11 protein-coding genes and 1 pseudogene are annotated in these 17,577 nt (G+C 59.8%); 3 read left to right on the forward strand and 9 right to left on the reverse strand.

Annotation, left to right across the window (positions count from 1 at the left end; genetic code table 11):
- Positions 1 to 21 precede the first annotated feature (21 nt).
- Positions 22 to 1,062, reverse strand: a complete 1,041-nt coding sequence (locus RGCCGE502_RS21525; protein ID WP_016556310.1) for an aromatic ring-hydroxylating dioxygenase subunit alpha — start codon at positions 1,060 to 1,062, stop codon at positions 22 to 24.
- 122 nt (positions 1,063 to 1,184) lie between these two features.
- On the opposite strand from RGCCGE502_RS21525, the gene RGCCGE502_RS21530 reads away from it, so the two are divergent.
- Entirely contained in the window at positions 1,185 to 2,129 is a 945-nt protein-coding gene (locus RGCCGE502_RS21530; RefSeq protein WP_016556311.1) for a LysR family transcriptional regulator, read from the forward strand.
- Between the two features lie 630 nt (positions 2,130 to 2,759).
- Here RGCCGE502_RS21530 and RGCCGE502_RS21535 read toward each other — a convergent pair.
- From RGCCGE502_RS21535 to RGCCGE502_RS21545, 3 genes and pseudogenes are all read right to left on the reverse strand, one after another.
- Positions 2,760 to 2,975: pseudogene (locus RGCCGE502_RS21535) on the reverse strand (arylsulfatase); the annotation flags it as partial.
- 152 nt (positions 2,976 to 3,127) lie between these two features.
- Positions 3,128 to 4,117, reverse strand: coding sequence for an alpha/beta fold hydrolase (locus tag RGCCGE502_RS21540; protein ID WP_016556313.1), 990 nt, complete (start codon positions 4,115 to 4,117; stop codon positions 3,128 to 3,130).
- Positions 4,118 to 4,578: 461 nt separating this feature from the next.
- A complete protein-coding gene (locus tag RGCCGE502_RS21545) occupies positions 4,579 to 5,268 on the reverse strand; it encodes a helix-turn-helix domain-containing protein (RefSeq protein ID WP_016556314.1) in 690 nt (229 codons plus the stop codon).
- Positions 5,269 to 5,670: 402 nt separating this feature from the next.
- On the opposite strand from RGCCGE502_RS21545, the gene RGCCGE502_RS21550 reads away from it, so the two are divergent.
- Together RGCCGE502_RS21550 and RGCCGE502_RS21555 are read left to right on the forward strand one after the other, a co-directional pair.
- A complete protein-coding gene (locus tag RGCCGE502_RS21550; protein ID WP_016556315.1) occupies positions 5,671 to 6,426 on the forward strand; it encodes an SDR family NAD(P)-dependent oxidoreductase in 756 nt (251 codons plus the stop codon).
- A gap of 267 nt (positions 6,427 to 6,693) precedes the next feature.
- Positions 6,694 to 8,046, forward strand: coding sequence for a cyclic nucleotide-binding domain-containing protein (locus tag RGCCGE502_RS21555; RefSeq protein WP_244441779.1), 1,353 nt, complete (start codon positions 6,694 to 6,696; stop codon positions 8,044 to 8,046).
- A gap of 20 nt (positions 8,047 to 8,066) precedes the next feature.
- On the opposite strand, the gene tehA is transcribed toward RGCCGE502_RS21555, so the two are convergent.
- From tehA to RGCCGE502_RS21580, 5 genes are all read right to left on the reverse strand, one after another.
- On the reverse strand, positions 8,067 to 9,050 hold the full coding sequence (tehA, locus tag RGCCGE502_RS21560; RefSeq protein WP_040675380.1) for a dicarboxylate transporter/tellurite-resistance protein TehA: 984 nt from the start codon (positions 9,048 to 9,050) through the stop codon (positions 8,067 to 8,069).
- Between the two features lie 3 nt (positions 9,051 to 9,053).
- Positions 9,054 to 9,926, reverse strand: a complete 873-nt coding sequence (locus RGCCGE502_RS21565; protein WP_016556318.1) for an MBL fold metallo-hydrolase — start codon at positions 9,924 to 9,926, stop codon at positions 9,054 to 9,056.
- A gap of 350 nt (positions 9,927 to 10,276) precedes the next feature.
- The gene (locus RGCCGE502_RS21570) at positions 10,277 to 15,742 is read right to left on the reverse strand and encodes an AAA family ATPase (protein ID WP_016556319.1); all 5,466 of its coding nucleotides are present in this window, start codon (positions 15,740 to 15,742) and stop codon (positions 10,277 to 10,279) included.
- Between the two features lie 131 nt (positions 15,743 to 15,873).
- Positions 15,874 to 16,704: an alpha/beta fold hydrolase gene (locus RGCCGE502_RS21575; protein WP_016556320.1), complete on the reverse strand. Its 831-nt coding sequence runs from the start codon at positions 16,702 to 16,704 to the stop codon at positions 15,874 to 15,876.
- 178 nt (positions 16,705 to 16,882) lie between these two features.
- The gene (locus RGCCGE502_RS21580; RefSeq protein ID WP_016556321.1) at positions 16,883 to 17,500 is read right to left on the reverse strand and encodes a glutathione S-transferase family protein; all 618 of its coding nucleotides are present in this window, start codon (positions 17,498 to 17,500) and stop codon (positions 16,883 to 16,885) included.
- Between the last annotated feature and the right edge of the window lie 77 nt (positions 17,501 to 17,577).

Raw genomic sequence — 17,577 nt, forward strand, 5'->3', positions numbered from 1 at the left:
GGCAGCGCTGTAGGGGGCAGATCACTCGGCAGCTTGTGCGCGTTGAGTATTCTCGGAGTCTATCAGTTGGGAGAGGCGGCGTCGGAAGCGCAACGGTCCCACATCGATCTTCAGGTCGAGGTTTGGTGTCTGCTTTTTGGCCATTCCTTCGTGAACCGCCTCCAGCACGACGCGATCTTCTTCGAACGCGCCGCGAACCGACGTCGCGAAACGAGCGGATACCTCTGCGTCGTCGGGCGCGAAGTTACGCAACTGGAACCAGTAGTACTTCGTGCTGTTTTCATCGACGGGGGTCATGAAATTGTAGCTGTCCATGAGGAAGGTGTTGGCCGGCAGATCCTTTCCCTCCCCACCAGTTCCCGATGGTGCGAAAATTGCCTTGATGATCGCATTGCTCGGATACCGTACCTCGTAATGCTGCTTGCGATCCGCCTTCCCTTCGAACTGCAGAAAAGGCGCATAGAACGGTGCAGGATCGGAATCGATCATCCAACGCCAAACGGTGACGCCGTCTTCCTTGACAGTCGTCTCAAGCGGCGTCTCTTCGCAGGCCGAACTCGCAAACGAGCTCTGGTGCACCCAGGCGACATGCGACGGATCCAGCAGATTGTCTGTCATGTAGAGGTAGTTGCAGTTAAGGGTCATGGACTCTCCACGGTTCATACCCCATGCCGGGTCATCGAAGTGCTCGACGTGGAAAATCTCCGAAGGGTCCGCCTTTGCGGCGTCGCCCATCCAGACCCAAACCAGCCCGTAGCGCTCCTCGACGGGGTAAGAGCGGACGCAGGCCACGTGCGGAATCCGCTCCGCGCCCGGCACGCGGGTACAGGCTCCCGACGTATCGAACGTCAGGCCGTGGTATCCGCACTCGACGTCGTCACCTTTTATGCGCCCCATCGACAAGGGCAGCTTGCGATGGGGACAGGCATTCTCGAGGGCGGCGAGTTTTCCGTCCTGACGGCGGTAAAGGACGATCTCTTCGCCCAGCATCTTGACCGCCTTGAGTTCACGGCCGACTTCACTGTCCCAGGTCGCGACATACCACGCGTTTTTCAGAAACATCGCTATCTCCTAACCTAACTTGATGATCGTCAGTATTTTCGGTGCCGATCGCGCAAACAAGTCAGTTTCACTTGCAATCGTTGTTAGAAAAACTTAAAAGAAAAGTCGGAGCGGAGATATGAATGCACCAGATAATGCCCCCTCTGAATGCCCTTCAAGCATTTGAATCCTTGGGACGTTGCGGCACGATGAGCAGTGCCGCACGGGAATTGGGCGTCACACCGAGCGCTGTCAGTCAGCAAGTTCGTAAGCTTGAGGATCATCTCGGCGTGACGCTGCTCGAGCGTACCGGCCGGCGTGTCGAACTGACGTCTTGGGGAATCCTTTTTCACAAAGAAATCACGAAGGCCTTCACCCAACTCACCCATTCGGTCAGGGCCCTTCAGCGGGCACGAAGCGATAGCGGCATTGTTCTTACCGCATTAAGCTCCGTGGTGAACAAATGGATCGGTCGAAGGATCTTCGAATGGCGTGATCTACAACCGGACGCCGATGTCAGGATAATCGGCAGAGACGACGAGCCGAGTTTGACCGAGGGCCACAGCGATTTCCGTATAACCTATGGAAAGCAGGCGGAAGTACATGTCCACTACTCAGCCCTCTATACTGACTGGGTTGTCCCGGCCTGCTCTCCTAAGCTTCTGGGGCAGCGGGTTCTCGCATCTCCGACAGACATACTCCGGTTTCCGCTTCTGAATATCGAATGGGAATCGCACTATAGTCGCCCCCCGCAATGGGAAGAATGGGCGGGGATGTTTGGTGCAACGGTGAATGAAAGACGATCTAGTCTCTTTTTCGCGCTTTCCAGTAACGCGATTGATGCGGCCGTTAACGGTCATGGATTTGTGCTTGCGCAACTGTCGATGATCGAAGAGGAGCTTCAGGCAGGTCTGCTCGTGGTGCCGTTTGACGTCCGCCTTCCGCTTCCAGAAAGCTACTACCTCGCTTGGAACAGATCAGCATTTGAGAAACCATACGGTAAAGAGTTTCATAAGTGGATCGTGTCGATCGGGAGAAAGCAGTCAATATTGTCGGCCCCAGACGAACGCGTGTCCGCGTCGAGATGATCATAGCCGCGCGCCCTGGCGACCGATGCGAAGCCTCCAAGATAGTTGAAGCGCCGAATGAGACTTTGGATGTTATTCGTGCTGACGGCATTCCTTGCTGTGTCGGAGCGTTTGTCCAGAGCAGCCTGGTCTTGAGCGGGTCGAACCTACGACCCCGCTGTTGTTACGCGTGTATCTCATCAAAACTTTAGATACATGAGAGCCTTTGAAATTCCACTCCTCGTCCTCGGCCGCCAGTCCCTTGCCAGCGACACAGGAGGACCGTCTCGACTTCCTGATAGTTGTCGTTCTCGCACAGCTTCTCTTCTCGTTGCAAAAGTCTGATTCTCGAGTGAAGACTGACCAATCATATAGCTCGCGAGATCAACTGACACATCTGACAAACTATCTCCTGGAGTTGGATGGAAACGGATGGATAAATAGTAAGCGGTGTTTCCCTTGAACATTGACCAAGGTCGATAGGCCGTCCCGCAATGTGCCGCTGTGAGTGCGCCGATTGCGGTCATCGACCTGCTGGCTGTTTGATTGACCTAAGAACCGTGTGGTGTCGTGGCCCGCGCGGGCGCGGTAAACGAAGCACTCGCACCCGTTGCTGAATATTGGCCGGCCTCGACGGGATCGGCGCGGCCTCTACTGCGCCTGAGCTTCAAAGCTCTTCTGCATTTTCTCGACGATTTGGTCGATACTGAAGCTCGCTGCGCGCTTGCTCGGTGGGAAGTCCTTGAACGTTGCGAGAAATTCCGCTGCCACAGCAGGAGCCCCCAGAAAGGCACCCGCTCCATCCAACAGGAACCAGTCGTAGTAGGTGTTCGATGTTATGTCTGCGCGCTCGTATGGATCGGCCCTCGGACGAAGATGTCGCGCGATTCCGGCGCAGGTCGGTCTGCCCCGTGAAATCCGGGCTCCCGGGAGAGGGATAACAACCACAACGCTGCTCCAGTCGCACTGAAGCGAGTGCCACCACGCAGGGGAGGCGTGCTTGGTGGCTAGGCCTCGATCTAGTTTCGGCTGAGCTTCCGATCGAGGAAATTGTGGATAAGAGGCGCAATCTCGGGCAGCTTGTCTTCCAGCGCGAAATGACCGGTGTCGAGGAGGTGCATCTCGGCATGGGGCAAGTCTCGTAGATACGGCGACGCGCCGTCGGCCGGGAAGATCTTGTCGTTCTTGCCCCAGACGATAAGGGTCGGCGGCTTCTTCTCGCGGAAGAACTCCTGGAATTTCGGGTACAGGGGGAGATTGGTCCCGTAGTCGTGGAACAGGTCCAACTGAATGTCATTGTTTCCGGGACGATCAAGAAGCGCCTGGTCGTGCCCCCAATTGTCGGGGTCGATGTGCGTGATATCGCTCATCCCATCGGTGTACTGGAACTTCGTGATTTCAGGCGTGAAGAGCACCATCAGAGCTTTGCGGTTTTCGGGCGTGTCGTTCTTCCAGTATGCCTTGATCGGGTCCCAGAATTCCTTGAGGCCTTCCTCGTAGGCATTGCCGTTCTGGACAATCAACGCAGACACGCGATCGGGTTGCTTCAACGCGAGCCGATAGCCGACGGGGGCGCCGTAATCCATGACGTACATCGCGTATTGCTTGACATCCAGCTTGCCCATCAGGCTGTCGATGATGTCCGCATAATGCTGAAACGTATAGTCGAACTTGGTGTGGTCGGGCGCGTCGCTCTGACCGAAGCCCGGATAGTCGGGTGCTATCACATGGTACTTGTCAGCAAGGATCGGAATCAAATTCCTGAACATGTGCGACGACGTCGGGAAGCCGTGCAGGAGGAGCACGACCGGAGCGTCGACTGGCCCAGCCTCGCGATAGAACACCTTGGTGCCGTCAATCTCGACGGTATGATACGTGACCTGCGGCACGACGAGTTCGTGCTCGGCTGCGGACTTCTTGGCGGCAAAGGATGTCGTTGGAATGGCGCTGGACGCGGAGAGCGCGAACACCAAGACAAACGTCGCCCTGCTCAACATCAATCTGTTCATTTGAACCTCCAAGCTGACGGCGAAGCTGATTGATCTTGGTCGAATGCCAAGATTGCTACGCCCGACGAGCTTCGAGGACCAGTTAATTGTAGTGAGGCACCGTGAAATCGCGGGAGCAGGCATGAGAGTCCAGTTTATCGATACGCACGAGCATGCTAGCCAAAGACGTCGACTTTCCCGACGACACGATTCAGCCCCCGCGGTATTGATACATTTCGGTCGCCTCTGCGCCTGCCGCACTCCCACTGAGCCCTGAGGGACGAACGGCGGCTGAAGATAAGCGGCCCGGCTCTCGATCTGCTCATGGTGCCGCGGAGATCGAATGGCGGGATCGTTAGCAAGGAACACCCTGAGCGAGGTGTGGCCGTCGATGGTGTTCGAGGAATACAATGTCCGCTTCCGGATTTGCCCACGAGGAAGACACAAAAAGCATGAGGGCTGCACACTGCCGACCATGCTGCTCAGAGCAGCTTCAGCCGATAGGCCGCGACGACAGCTTGAATGCGAGTGGTCACGCCTAGCTTCTTGATGGCAGTTTTTAAGTATGCCGTCACCGTGTGGCTGCTCAGACCGAGGATAACAGCGATCTCGTCGCTGCTCTTGCCTGCCGCTGACCACCGGAGGCACTCGATTTCCTTTCGCGAGAGAAGCTTGATCTCGCCGCTGCCGCGCGTGAGATCGTCCAAGGCGGTCATCAAATCGAATACCAGATCGGCGAGCTCTGCATTCGAGCAGTCCGATCCCGAAAGCATGAAGAGATATTGCCGCGCCTTGGCGTCATGCGGAGAGATTCCAACATTGCACGCGAAGCCGTCGTCATAAAACACCCCGCCAATCTGGCTTGCCACGCCTCCCCTTTCCGCGCGGGCAAAGAGCAATTGCTCCGACGAGACCGGGAGCACGCTTTCCTTCAGCTTTGCGACGATGTTGCTCTGGGTGAACATGTCGGTCGACCGATAGCTTTGCAGGAGATCGTCAGGCCAATTGGTCGTGATTAGGTTATCGAGAAGGCCGGCACGAGCGGCCTCCGGAAAGACGGAAACCAGGAAGAATTTCAGCCCGAACTTCCCCACGACGTCGCGTATCGCGACCTCGAAGGCCGCCAGGCGACGGGGCTCCCTGTTCCATATGTGACGATCGTGATGGCTCATGACCTACCCTTTGCCACCACTACCATGATTTGGACCGTCTCGGTGTGAGATTGCGTTAGACGACTTGCGCATCGCTCAGCTGCATACACCAAATTTGGGGCATTGGGCCTGTTCGGCCGAGCACCAATCTCGGAACACGGCCGACCTGGGCGACCACCCCCGCCTGAGTTCGACGTGGGCTTCCGTCACGAGGCGGAAGCCCGTTTGTTTGTGCCGCAAGTGAATAGATCAATCCGACTTAATCGAAAGCCCAACAGCCCCAAGCGAGCTACATTCCCATCGAGCAAACATATTCCATAGGGTTGAGAGCACCCAGATAGCTCCTCCCCACTACACCATACCTCAACAGCCCGAGCGCGTTCTGGCTGAACGCCTTCGCACGTCCCCCATAAGGAGAAATGCATGACCAAGAGACTTGAGAACAAGGTCGCCATCGTGACAGGCGCCAACAGCGGCATTGGTCTCGCCACCGCAAAGCTGTTCGCCGCCGAGGGCGCCCACGTTTACATCACTGGACGCCGCAAGGAACAGCTCGACGCCGCAGTCGCTGACATCGGTGGCAGCGTTACCGCCGTCAATGCCGACTCCACCAAGATGGAAGACCTCGACCGCCTGTTTGCGCAGGTGAAGGCCGACCACGGACGTCTCGACGCCATCGTCGTCAACGCGGGCGGCGGGAGCGTGCTTCCTCTTGGTCAGATCACCGAAGAGCAGGTCGACGACACTTTCGGGCGCAACGTGAAGGCCGTGATCTTCACGGTACAGAAGGCGCTTCCTCTTCTCGGTAAAGGCTCCTCGGTCGTCTTGATCGGCTCCACGACCAGTATCGAAGGAACGGAAGCGTTCTCCGTCTACTCCGCCTCGAAGGCCGCAGTACGCAACCTTGCCCGTTCGTGGGCGCTCGACCTCAAGGGCAAGGGCGTTCGCGTGAATGTGCTGTCGCCCGGACCGACCCGCACTCCCGGCCTTGTGGAACTTGTGGGCGACGACAAGAACGCGCAACAGGGCTTCCTCGATGCTCTCGCGTCCACGATCCCGCTGGGCCGCGTCGGCGAGCCTGAAGAGATCGCAAACGCAGCGCTTTTCCTGGCTTCCGACGATTCCAGCTTCGTGAACGGCGTCGAACTCTTCGCCGACGGCGGCAAGGCTCAGGTCTGAGCTTCCAAGGGGCAGTCGACTTTCGGCCGCCCCTTCCTCGCTCGTCATGTCTCCTTCTTGACGAGGGCGGCGCTTGCCCTGTCAATTGCGCGGGTCGAAACTAACCACATGAAGTGACCCTATGAACCTGGACGACGTCCTGCGCCTGCTGCTCGATCCGATCACACAGTCGTTGCACTCTTCGTAGCGAGAACCCTTGTCCGGGGCCGCCCGACGCACCGCTTCATCGTCCACATTGCTTTCTTCGCCATCCTCACCATCTTGCTCGTGGGTCACGAAGTCGCTCCATGGACGACGGTCACTGGCGACGAGGACCTCACCCACAAGATGTTCATCGGCGTCGCCAAGGCCACCTGGTGGGCAGGCGGCGCGATGGTGCTCGCGAGTTCGGTTCGGGTCTTCCTGATCTTCGAGCGAAAACCTCGGGAGGGCCGCCTGATCCAGGATTTGCTCGTGGCCTTCATCTATCTCGGCGCGGCTCTCTCGATCATTGCGTTCGTATTCGATCTTCCGGTACGAACCCTGGTCGCGACCTCCGGCGTCTTCGCCATCGTCCTTGGTCTCGCGCTCCAGAGCACCCTCAACGACGTCTTTTCAGGGATCGCGCTGAACCTTGGTCGGCCGTATACCGTCGGGGATTGGATCGAGGTCGAGGGAGGCGCCCGTGGACAAGTGGTCGAGACGAACTTGAGGTCGACACACCTGCTCAACGATACCAACGACCTGGTGATCGTGCCCAACAGCACCTTGGCCAAAGCCACGTTGACGAACCTTACTGGCACCGACTCCGTCCATGGCTCGAAGGTCGTCATCAGAGCATTGCCGACACGGTCGCCGGCGGTCATCGAGGAGACGATGAAGACGGTCATCCTCAGCGCGAACACGATCCTCAAATTCCCGACGCCGTCGGTCTCCATCACAGGCCTCGACGGTTCTGCGGTCGAGGTCGAACTCTCCTTCAAGGTCGCCAGCCTCGGCCAGACTGGGATCGCCAAGAACGAGATCTTCGACCTCGTTTTTAGGCACGCGAAGGCGGCTGGGATTCAACTGTCGTCCGCGGCGAACGCACTGACAGAGGCGTCGCCTGCTGAAAACTCCAAGCATCCCGGAACGCCGTGGCGCCTGCTGACATCGATCCCGCTGTTCTCGGCTCTCACCGAAGACGAGATGGAGACGGTGGCGAACAGCATGAAGCGTTGCACCTTCAAGAAGGGCGTGGTCATGGCTCCGCAGAATGCTTCGATGACGTCTCTGATGATTGTCCGGAGCGGTGTCGTATCGGTCGAGCGGGACGAGGAAGATGGAAGGAGCGAGGAACTGACACGGCTGGCGCCCGGCGACCTGTTCGGGGAGCGCGGCGTTCTGATGGGCGCGCCGGAGCCAGCAACGATGCGCGCCCTCACCTTCATTGTAGTCTACGAGATTTCGAAGGACCATCTCGCGAGCGTCATGCATGAGCGCCCTGCCCTTGTCGAGGAACTCAGCCAGCTCCTGGCGAAGCGTGTCGAGACCGAGGAGCACCTAAGGGCCGACGGGAACGCTGGTGCGGAGGCTCATCCGGTTTCATTGGCAGCCAAGATAAGACATCTTTTCAGACTTCCACACGGCAGCATCAACTGACGTTGACCGGCTAGGTCGGATCACTCCGCCGCCCGTGGGTGCGAGACGGTCAAAAGCCTGCCCTGGATCAGCAGCGCTATCGTGCCTATTGCGATTGCCCCGACAACGCCGTTCGCAAAGAAGAAAAGGTAAGGCGCCAGCTGGCCTCCGATGCCGTCTCCTCCGCGTGATGCCATCCTCATGGACGCAGAAGCCAATGCAGTAGTGCCGAGCGTTGCCGCCCAATATGAAGGGGCGAACGGCTGCTTCATGATCCAAGGCACGACGCGAACAAGAAGCGCCACTTGCAGAAGGCAGTAGCCCAGCAGCCCGTTTGCGAAGAGGTCGGGCGGGCCGGACGTCATGCTCAAGTAGGCGGCACACGCGACCGCAGGCGGAGCCAGAACGATGCCGAGCGTCGGCCGAAGTGCTGGAGCCATTTCGGGCGCAGTCAGCAGTCGCTGCAGCAGGACGGACTCGGTAGCGGCCCAAGTGAACATCCCGGCGCCGAAAAGCAACTGGGCGAGGCCCGTGTATCCGAACGAACCGAGGACAAGTGCCGACACGAGAGATCCTGCCACGGTCGGAAGATAGAGGATGGCCGTCGTCGCCTCGTGGTCGCGGCCGCCGCGCCACATTATCCCGGTCCGCCATGTTGCGAAGAGAATCGAGAAGGCCATGCCAAGAAATAGAAGGACGAGCGCCACCGGATGCGAATATGGTAGGAGGGCGCGGGCCACGAGCATCGTCGCAACACCTGCAAGGCCGATGAAGCAGCAGTGGATCGGGTGCCCGGCCTCTTCAAGGGCCTCCCCTCTAGCAAAGATCCATTTGGCGGCGTAGAAGACGCTGATCGTCACCCAGACGACGATCGCGACGACGTTGATCGCCTCGCCGATTATCGCGGGAGAATTCCAGAGTTCGTGCGCCAGCCGCCAGTCGCCGCCAAGTCCGGCGAGACCCAGGACCATTCCGTACATGCCAGCAGGCACCCTTGGAAAATGGGGATGAACACGTCCTTGCATGGCCTAGCCCTCCGCGAACCTGTAGGCGCTGCCATTCCGCTCGACATATCCCACGCCCGGATATTTCCAGTGGTATCCGAGCATCCGAAGTTTCTCGTTCGACGCCTTGTCGAGCAGCGAAGCCCTGTTCTTTAGGGCGATGTCCGGCTCGGTATCGAAGCCGAAGTGCCATCTCGGGTTCTCGAAGGAAACGACGTTGTTCGGAATGACATCGCCAGAAATGAGGAGATTTCCATCGCCTGCCAGTTCCAGCGAAATGTGTCCGGGCGTATGTCCCCGAGTGCTCACCACGCTCATGCCCGGCACGATCTCGTCTCCCGGCTTGACCAGAGTGAGCCTGTCCTTAACGGCGAACAGATCCCGCTGCGCCCCTCGGGCGAACTCATGCAGGGGCTTTGGCATCGCCGTCTCGTAGTCGGGATTGGTCCAAAACGACCATTCGGCCTCACTGACGTAGTAGTGGGCGTTGGGAAACATCAGCGAGCCGTCGGGTCTCGTCGTCCCACCCGAATGATCGGGATGAGCGTGGGTAAAGATCACCTTGGTGACGGATTCGAAGTCGACGCCAATAGACGCCAAGTTTTCCGCAAGGCGTCCATCGCTCGGCTGAAAGTTCGATCCCGCGCCCGTGTCCACGAGCATGACATCGACGCCGTGGCGGATCAGCGGGACGTTGGTCTGAAGCGGCGCGCTGTCCGCATCGCCTCCGAGCCGCCCGAGGATCGTTCCACGCTCGTCGGGTGACGCTTCCGGCATCAGGATGTCCCACGGAAGCGTGATGTAGCCGTCGCTCAGCACAGTGATGTCGAACCGGCCATGACGGAGCGTGTGAAAGCCCTGCGATAACGACGGAAGGTGTGCACGGTCCGGATTCATCAAAGGCTCCTCGCCGCCGTCGGACTACTGGCCGCGGCGATGACAGTGTGTTTCCGCACCGACGCGTTGGCGAGTGTGTTCCTGTGAGTTGCGGGGCGTTCTCGCCAGACACTAGCTGTAATATTCAACCATGCATCGCGCATTGGGAAGGCGAGCCTGTGTGGCCGATCTTAGGTGACAACGCAGGAAAATCGCGCGTCAAACGCTCGTCAGACGTCAAATTTGGATGCGATCCCTCCCGTGCTTTCGCTCCGTCCAAATATTCCGCTAAAGGGAGCGTTGTCGTATTTGTGGTCCAGTTCGCGGGACTTATACATCCCGCAGAACCGACACCGCCCGTTCAATAGACCCTACGGAGCCGTTCTGACGACAGCTCCTCCTTTCAAGGTGAAGGAGAAGACGCTTCCTGTCGGCTCGTTCGCCCTTACCCACAGCGTGCCGCCATGGGCCTCGACGATCGAGCGGCAGATCGACAGACCCATTCCGAGGCCCGCTGTCTTCGTCGTGAAGAAGGCGTCGAAAATCTCGTCTCGACGTGACGGGTCGACACCCGGACCGCTGTCCGTCACCGATACCATGATCTTGCCGTCCTCCAGCCGTTCGCTTCGAAGATGCAGGCTGCGCGGCCCATCCGTCGCCGATCCCATCGCCTCGGCCGCATTGAGGATAAGGTTGAGAACTACCTGCTGCAGCTGGATGCGGTCTCCCACCACAGAACCCGCATTGGGATCGAGATCCGTCGCCAGCGATATGCCGTGCCGCTGCAATTCTCCTCGCGTCAGCACGATTACGCCGTCGATCATGCCGTTTATCTCGACGGCCTCCATCGAGAGCGGCGCCTTCCGCGCGAGCGCCCGGATACTGGCGATGACGTCTCCGGCGCGGTGGCTGTCGCGAATGATGCGTTCGGCCGCCTGGCGGGCCTCCTCGATTTCCAGCTGGCCTTCGCTCAGCCATTTGAGGCAGGTCGCCGCGTTCATCACGATGGCCATCAGCGGCTGGTTGACTTCATGCGCGATGGAAGCCGTCAACTCGCCGAGCGCGGTCAGCCTTGCGGCACGCGAGAGATGCTGCTGTGCTTCCTCCATCCGTTTCAGGTCGTCGATATCGATGTTGGTGCCGTACCATTTGATGATCGCTCCCTGCTGGTCACGCATTGGTGTCGCGCGTATCAGGAACGAACGGGCGACGCCATCCATGCGGATCATCCGCGCCTCGACCTCGCCCGCCTCGCCCACACCGAGTACCTCGATCCATTTCGCAACGACCTTGTCGAGGTCGTCTGGATGAATTGCACGCATCCATCCGTTACCGAGGGATTCTTCAAGCGTAAGCCCGGTGAAGTCGTGCCAACGCTTGTTGAAGCTCAGAAGCGTGCCGTCGATGTCGCTGTTCCAGGCCAGCGCCGGGATCATGTCATAGGCGAGCCGAAGCTCCTCGGCGGCTCGCCGGGCCTTTTCCTGGGTGTCCTTGGCGGCCTGATAGAGGGCGGCGTTCTCCAGGGAGATCGCCGCCTGTGAGGCCAGCAACTGGAGGACCGCAACCTGAGCCTGCTTGAACAGGTTGGTGGACAAGCCGTTCTCGAGATAGAGGACGCCGACAAGCTGCTTCTGCTTGACAATCGGAAGGCAGAGGATGGATGTCGATGGTACATCATGCACGTAAGGGTCTTCGGCGAACGGATGCTCGTTGCCGACGCCATCCAGGATCACGACATCCTGCGTCCTGGTCACGTAGGCCAGAACCGTCTCCGGCAGCCTTCGCTCAAACGTGTTGAGCTTTACCGATATGCCGTCGTCATAGGTCACGGCCTCGGAGACGATCTGCATTTCGCCGTCCTTCGGCAGCAGCAGCAATCCCCTGACTGCGCCGGAATGCTCCACGACGGTCACCATCAGGCGTTCTATTAGGCGATCCAGAACGATCTCTCCGGACACCGCCTGAGACATCGCAACGACCGCCGCCATTTCCAGAGGATGATCTTCGGGCTTAGCTATCCCGTTGGACTCGCTCCCTATGCCCGGATTCTCGTCGTCCAGCCTCCTGACGATCGCAGTCGCACCCCATGCCGAGAAGCATGATCTGGCGTTCTTCAGGAAGCTTTCGGCAGTCGATTTCAGCCCGAGCGAGCTTGAGAAGCGACCCGCCAGTTCGCTTGCGATCCCCTCGTTCTGGACAAAGCCGTGCTGCCGGGCGGAAGCGATCGCCTTCTCGTAGAGTTCGAGGGCGTCGATCGACCTGTTTTCCAGCCGTGCCATCTCCGCCGAAAGCAGGAAGGCCCGATTGCCGAAGTTCTCGGGACTGCTCTTGGCCCAGATGTCGACATGGAGCTGGTGAAGCCGCAATGCCTCGACGTGCGCGTCACGACCCCTGTCGTCGGATCGAGAAGCGGCCGCCGCGTGTGCGAGAGCGCTGTAGAAGTGGAACTCTGCGATTTCGACGAACGACTTCGCACTTCTGTTGGAAGCGGCTTCCCGCGATGCCGCCAGTGCTCCGACGTAGTCTCCCGCCAGATAGCGCGCCACGATCCGCTGGATCCAGTACCACGCATGGACCAGTTTCAGGCGCTCCCCTGCTTCGACCAGATAGGCCTCGAACGCCGCGGGGACCGGAAGGGCGGGATCAGGCTGTTCGATGCCACGGAGTTCCCGGATATGAAGGAGCTGTCCTGCAGCCGCGTCGGCCGCCAGCGAAAATCCCGTCTTGCTGGCAGCTTCCAGGAACTGCTGCGCGTCCCGTTGGGCGGCTTCCAGATCGACACCGCGGATAAGAAGATGCGCAACTAGCGCTTCTCCTGGCGCAACGCTGAAGACCAGATCTGCCCCGGCGACCGCTGTCGCCATTGCCTGACGGGAATACTTCTCCGAGATCGATAGATGCCGGGTCCAGGGCACGCAAAAGCAACCGTAGCAAGCGTAGACGCGAGCCTTGAAGCGATCCATTGCATGGCGCTCCACCAGCTCCAGCCCCAGCCTGCCGAACTGTCCGCCGGACGCGTAGTCGCCCGATCTCAGACCAAGCGGAATGATGACCGAGACGTAGGCATAGCAGGAAGCGTCGCAGTTGCCGTGGCGGAGGCTGAGCGACACCATCTGCAGGTAGATCAGCTCCTCCAGGTTTCCGTCCGTGACGATGGCAGGGAGGATAGTGTACGCGAGCACTTCCATCGCGGCGAGCCAGTCGCGGTCCTCCATCCGCGGAAGGTGGACTAGCTGATCAATGGATCGCCCCGCCAGCCGTTCGTAGAGATGGTCGATGCCCGCGCGGACCTCGGCGTCGCTTGGATGCGCGGACCACTCGATCCCGAAGTCGCGCAGGTACTCGAGCGCCACCTCCACCGCCTTGTCCTGGTCTCCGAGCGTCAGATAGAGGGACGACCGGAGGCCAACCACCGCACCGCGGTCGACTGCATTCTCCGCCTTGGCGGCAAGGTGGACTAAATGGGCTTCCGCAACCTCGTTCTCGCCTGACAGATACTCGCACTCGGCGCTCTCGAGCTCGAGTGGAAATCTGATTGAGTAACGCTCCCATCCAGCCTTCTCGATCAGGCTCAGGCCCGTCTTGAGATATTTGAGGGCGGAACGGTATGCGACAGATGCCTTGGCGCGCCTGCCTGCTTCGAGGAAAAGTTCGGCGATCCTCTCGAGTCTGTGGGGATCGACCGCCTGGTCGAGGCCCCGCCCGAGCTGGTCAGCCACCTCGAAGATATGCTTCTTCAGCGCGCCCGGCGGCAGCTTTTCCATCAGCGCGGAGCCGATCCGAAAATGAATCTCCGGCCTCTCGGCCTCCGGCACCATGCGGTACGCGGCTTCCTGGACCCGGTCGTGCACAAGCACGAAGTCGTCGTCGGAGCGCAGCAGCAGTCCCCCTTCGACGGCCTCCCACAGAATGCCGACGACCTCCTGCCTCGGCTTGGCTGTGATCAGCGAAAGGATAGTCGCGGAAGTGCCGTTCCCGAGACATGCCATCAGCTTGACCATCTCGAGAGCACGGAGCGGAAGCCTGCCCAGCTTGGAGACCACGAGATCTGCGACGTTGTCAGTGATCTTCGTCGCGCGGATCCTGTTCTCGTCCCATCTCCATTTCGTGGTCTCGTGGTCGTAGGAGAGCGCTCCTTCGAGATCGAGGGCTTCTATGAAATGAAGAACAAAGAACGGGTTTCCGCCCGTCTTCTGTTGCACGAGCTTCGCCAGCCGCGCGACCGACGGGACGTCGTTCCCAAGCATGTCGGCCAGAAGGTGTCTGATTTCGCCCTCGTCCAGCGGGCCAAGCCGCAGTTCGTCATAACGGCAGCTTCCGGCCTTGAAGGCATCGCGCGCATTGTTCAGCGGATGCCCACGAGGCACCTCGTCGTCGCGGTAGGCGCAAATGAGCATGAGATTTGCGACGTCCTCGTCCACGGTGATCCTTGCGAGCAGATCAAGCGTGGGGATGTCCAGCCATTGCACGTCATCTATGAACAGGACGAGCGGATTGTCCGGCCGCGCAAATACCTGAATAAAACGGCTGAAGACGAGATTGAAGCGGGACTTCGCTTCGTGGGGCGGCATGTCGGGAGCCGGAGGCTGCTCGCCGATCACCAGCGCAAGTTCCGGAATGAGGTTGATCGTCAATTGCGCGTTCGGACCGAGGGCCTCGCTCAGCGCCAACCGCCAGCGCCCCAGTTCCGCCTCGCCCGCACCGAGGATCTGACGTACAAGTCCGCGGAATGCCTGCGCTATCGTGGCGTAGGGGATGTCGCGCGTGTACTGGTCGAACTTCCCGGCTGCAAACAAGCATCCGCTGAACGGGATCGACTTGCGCAGTTCTCGAATAAGCGACGACTTCCCGACGCCTGCGGGACCGGAGACGAGAGCTACAGCCTTTCCACCCGGCGATCTGGCGACCTCGAACGACTCGAGAAGAGTGCGTATTTCCAGAGAGCGCCCATAGAGCTTGTCCGGAACCTGGAGGTGCCGCAGGGCGTCTGCTGTTGCCACGTCGAACTCCTCGACGCGTCCCGTCGAGGCAAAACTGCCGAGACACCGCCTGAGATCGCTTTCGAGGCCCGCAGCCGTCTGATAGCGGTCGTCGGGGTTCTTGCTGAGGAGCTTGAGTACGATCGACTGGACGACAGGCGGAATGGCATCGTGCCGCTCCCTCGGAGGTATTGGTCGGCGGGCGACGTGGGAATGGATCCATTCCATTGCGTCCACCGCCATGAACGGAAGTTCGCCCGTGAGCATCTGATAGAAGACGATGCCAAGGGAATAGAGATCGCTCCGCTCGTCGACGGGCTCCTTCATTCGCCCTGTCTGTTCGGGGGACACATATGGCAGCGAGTCCGCCATGCCACGCGCTGTGGCGGGCAGCTCGGGCACTCTCGTCTGGGAGCCCGCCTTTCCGAAGCCGAGCAGCCGAACCGCTCCCAAGTCGTCTGCAAGAAAGCGGTCTGGGCGAAGATCCTTGTGGATCAGGCCCCGTTCGTGAACCTGTCTCACCGCTGCGGCCGCGTTCGTGGCAACGGCGAGAAATCGGCCCAGCTCGAATGGACGTCCCAGTTCGGCAGTCAGCGGCAGCCCGCCCTGATCCTGCAGCACCAGGAACTCCCGGCCATCGTGACGTTCGAGTGACAGAGGAGTTGCCGCCCACTTTTCATCGAGGCGGCCGGCGAGAGACAGCATGTATTCGAAGCGTGGATGGCATTCGCTGACAGTGTCCGGAGAAGCGGCCGTGACCAGTAGGAGCGGAGCGCCGCCGTCGCTGGACGTGCCCCGATAAAGCGCGCTGACAGCGTCCTCGCGAAGCAAATGCATCTGGTAACGGGACAGGTCCATCACGAAGCTCCGTATGCCAACGGCTGAGGCCGCTCGTGATCCTAAACTATTTTTACAGGGGCGCCATCGTGGTCGGTTCGACGGTCATCGAGAAGGCCGGCCTGACATCCGGCCTCGCAACTTGCTTCCGGCTACGCCTTGATGAAGGCAAGGATGTCGGGGTTCAGGACGTCCGGGTTCGTCGAAAGCATCCCGTGCGGATAGCCCTCGTACGTCTTCAGCGTCGCGTTCTTCAGAAGCTTTGCCGACAGCGGCCCGGCGTCGGCGTAGGGCACGACCTGGTCATCGGTGCCGTGCATAACGAGGAACGGAATCTCGATTTTCTTCAGGTCTTCGGTGAAGTCGGTCTCCGACCAGGCCTTGATGCATTCGTAGTGCGCGTTTGCGGCGCCCATCATGCCCTGGTGCCACCAGTTGTTGATCAAACCCTGCGAGACTTTCGCATTGGGTCTGTTGAAGCCGTAGAACGGCCCGGTCGGCACGTCGATATAGAACTGCGCCCTGTTGTCGGCGAGCGCCTTCCGGAGGCCGTCGAAAACCTCGATCGGGAGACCTCCGGGGTTCTTGTCCGATTTGACCATGACCGGAGGCACGGCAGCGACGATCACCGCCTTCTTGACGCGGCCGGGTTTGGCGCGGGCAACGTAGTGCACGACCTCCCCGCCCCCGGTCGAATGACCGACGTGGATCGCGTTCTTCAGATCGAGCGCTTCGACCACCTCGGCGACGTCCGCGGCGTAGGTGTCCATCTCGTGACCGCTGCGGCTGTGGGAGGACCGCCCGTGACCGCGTCGGTCGTGTGCGATGACCCGGTAACCTTGGGCGATGAAGAACAACATTTGATTGTCCCAGTCGTCGCTGCTGAGTGGCCAACCATGGTGGAACACGATGACCTGCGCATCCTTCGGGCCCCAGTCCTTGTAGAAGATTTCGGTTCCGTCCTTCACTTTCACAGTACCCATGAACTTGTGCTCCGTTGCGGGTGATGGTTTCTGTTTCGTGGCTGCTTCGACGGCCGTCGTTGGCAGTGCAAGGGCGAGCACAACTGCCGATCCGGCGATCATCGCGTCCCGTCTGGTAATCGAAACATCCGGCTTGAATGTCATGCGCTGAACCTCCGAATTGCGGGTGTCTATTTCCTCAAGCGGGCGCAGCTACGCCGACTGCGGTCTTGGCGAAAGGCACGAAGCCAGGGAGAGACTCGACCCGGCACAGCCATGACTGGACATTCGGATAGATGGTCAGATCGATCCCTCCTTCGGGCGCCCGCGCCACGTAACCGTACACGGCCAGATCCGCGAGCGATGGAGAGGACGCTGCGAGCCAGTTCCTGGTCTCCAGCTCATCGTCCAGAACCTTCAGGAGCGCATAGGATCTCGACAGCACTTCCTCGGGAACAGCCTTCGGCCCAGAAATCCGAATCCTTCGCGCTGTGGCGACGCCGTATGCCACCTCGCCTGCTGCGACCGAGAGCCAGCGCTGAACGGCCGCGGCTCCCAAGGGATCTTCAGGAAGCCAGTCGTCGCGTGCGAGTTTCTTGGCGAGATAGATCAGGATCGCGTTCGAGTCCGCGAGAACGGTGTCGCCGTCCTTGAGAACTGGCACCTGGCCGAACCTGTTCATCTTCAGGAACTCGTTCGTCTTTTGCTCGCCTCGGAGGATGTCCACCTCGACGAGTTCGAACGTCTCGTTCACGAGCGTAAGGAAGAGCCTGACCCGATGCGAGTGGCCGGATAGCGGATGGTAGAAGAGCTGCATTCCGGTCTCCAATATTGAAGAAGCCAATGTTGCCTCTTGATTTGGAGTATTCCGCTTTGGTACGTCGCGGTCTTTCC

The organism is Rhizobium grahamii CCGE 502, from assembly GCF_000298315.2.
GTDB lineage: Bacteria > Pseudomonadota > Alphaproteobacteria > Rhizobiales > Rhizobiaceae > Rhizobium > Rhizobium grahamii.

Excerpts from the sequence above, each read along its gene's own strand:
- RGCCGE502_RS21530 (WP_016556311.1), top strand. The coding sequence starts at position 1,185 with ATGCACCAGATAATGCCCCCTCTGAATGCCCTTCAAGCATTTGAATCC.
- RGCCGE502_RS21575 (WP_016556320.1), bottom strand. The coding sequence starts at position 16,704 with ATGGGTACTGTGAAAGTGAAGGACGGAACCGAAATCTTCTACAAGGAC.
- RGCCGE502_RS21550 (WP_016556315.1), top strand. The coding sequence starts at position 5,671 with ATGACCAAGAGACTTGAGAACAAGGTCGCCATCGTGACAGGCGCCAAC.
- RGCCGE502_RS21580 (WP_016556321.1), bottom strand. The coding sequence starts at position 17,500 with ATGCAGCTCTTCTACCATCCGCTATCCGGCCACTCGCATCGGGTCAGG.
- RGCCGE502_RS21570 (WP_016556319.1), bottom strand. The coding sequence starts at position 15,742 with ATGGACCTGTCCCGTTACCAGATGCATTTGCTTCGCGAGGACGCTGTC.
- RGCCGE502_RS21540 (WP_016556313.1), bottom strand. The coding sequence starts at position 4,117 with ATGAACAGATTGATGTTGAGCAGGGCGACGTTTGTCTTGGTGTTCGCG.
- RGCCGE502_RS21545 (WP_016556314.1), bottom strand. The coding sequence starts at position 5,268 with ATGAGCCATCACGATCGTCACATATGGAACAGGGAGCCCCGTCGCCTG.
- RGCCGE502_RS21565 (WP_016556318.1), bottom strand. The coding sequence starts at position 9,926 with ATGAATCCGGACCGTGCACACCTTCCGTCGTTATCGCAGGGCTTTCAC.
- tehA (WP_040675380.1), bottom strand. The coding sequence starts at position 9,050 with ATGCAAGGACGTGTTCATCCCCATTTTCCAAGGGTGCCTGCTGGCATG.
- RGCCGE502_RS21525 (WP_016556310.1), bottom strand. The coding sequence starts at position 1,062 with ATGTTTCTGAAAAACGCGTGGTATGTCGCGACCTGGGACAGTGAAGTC.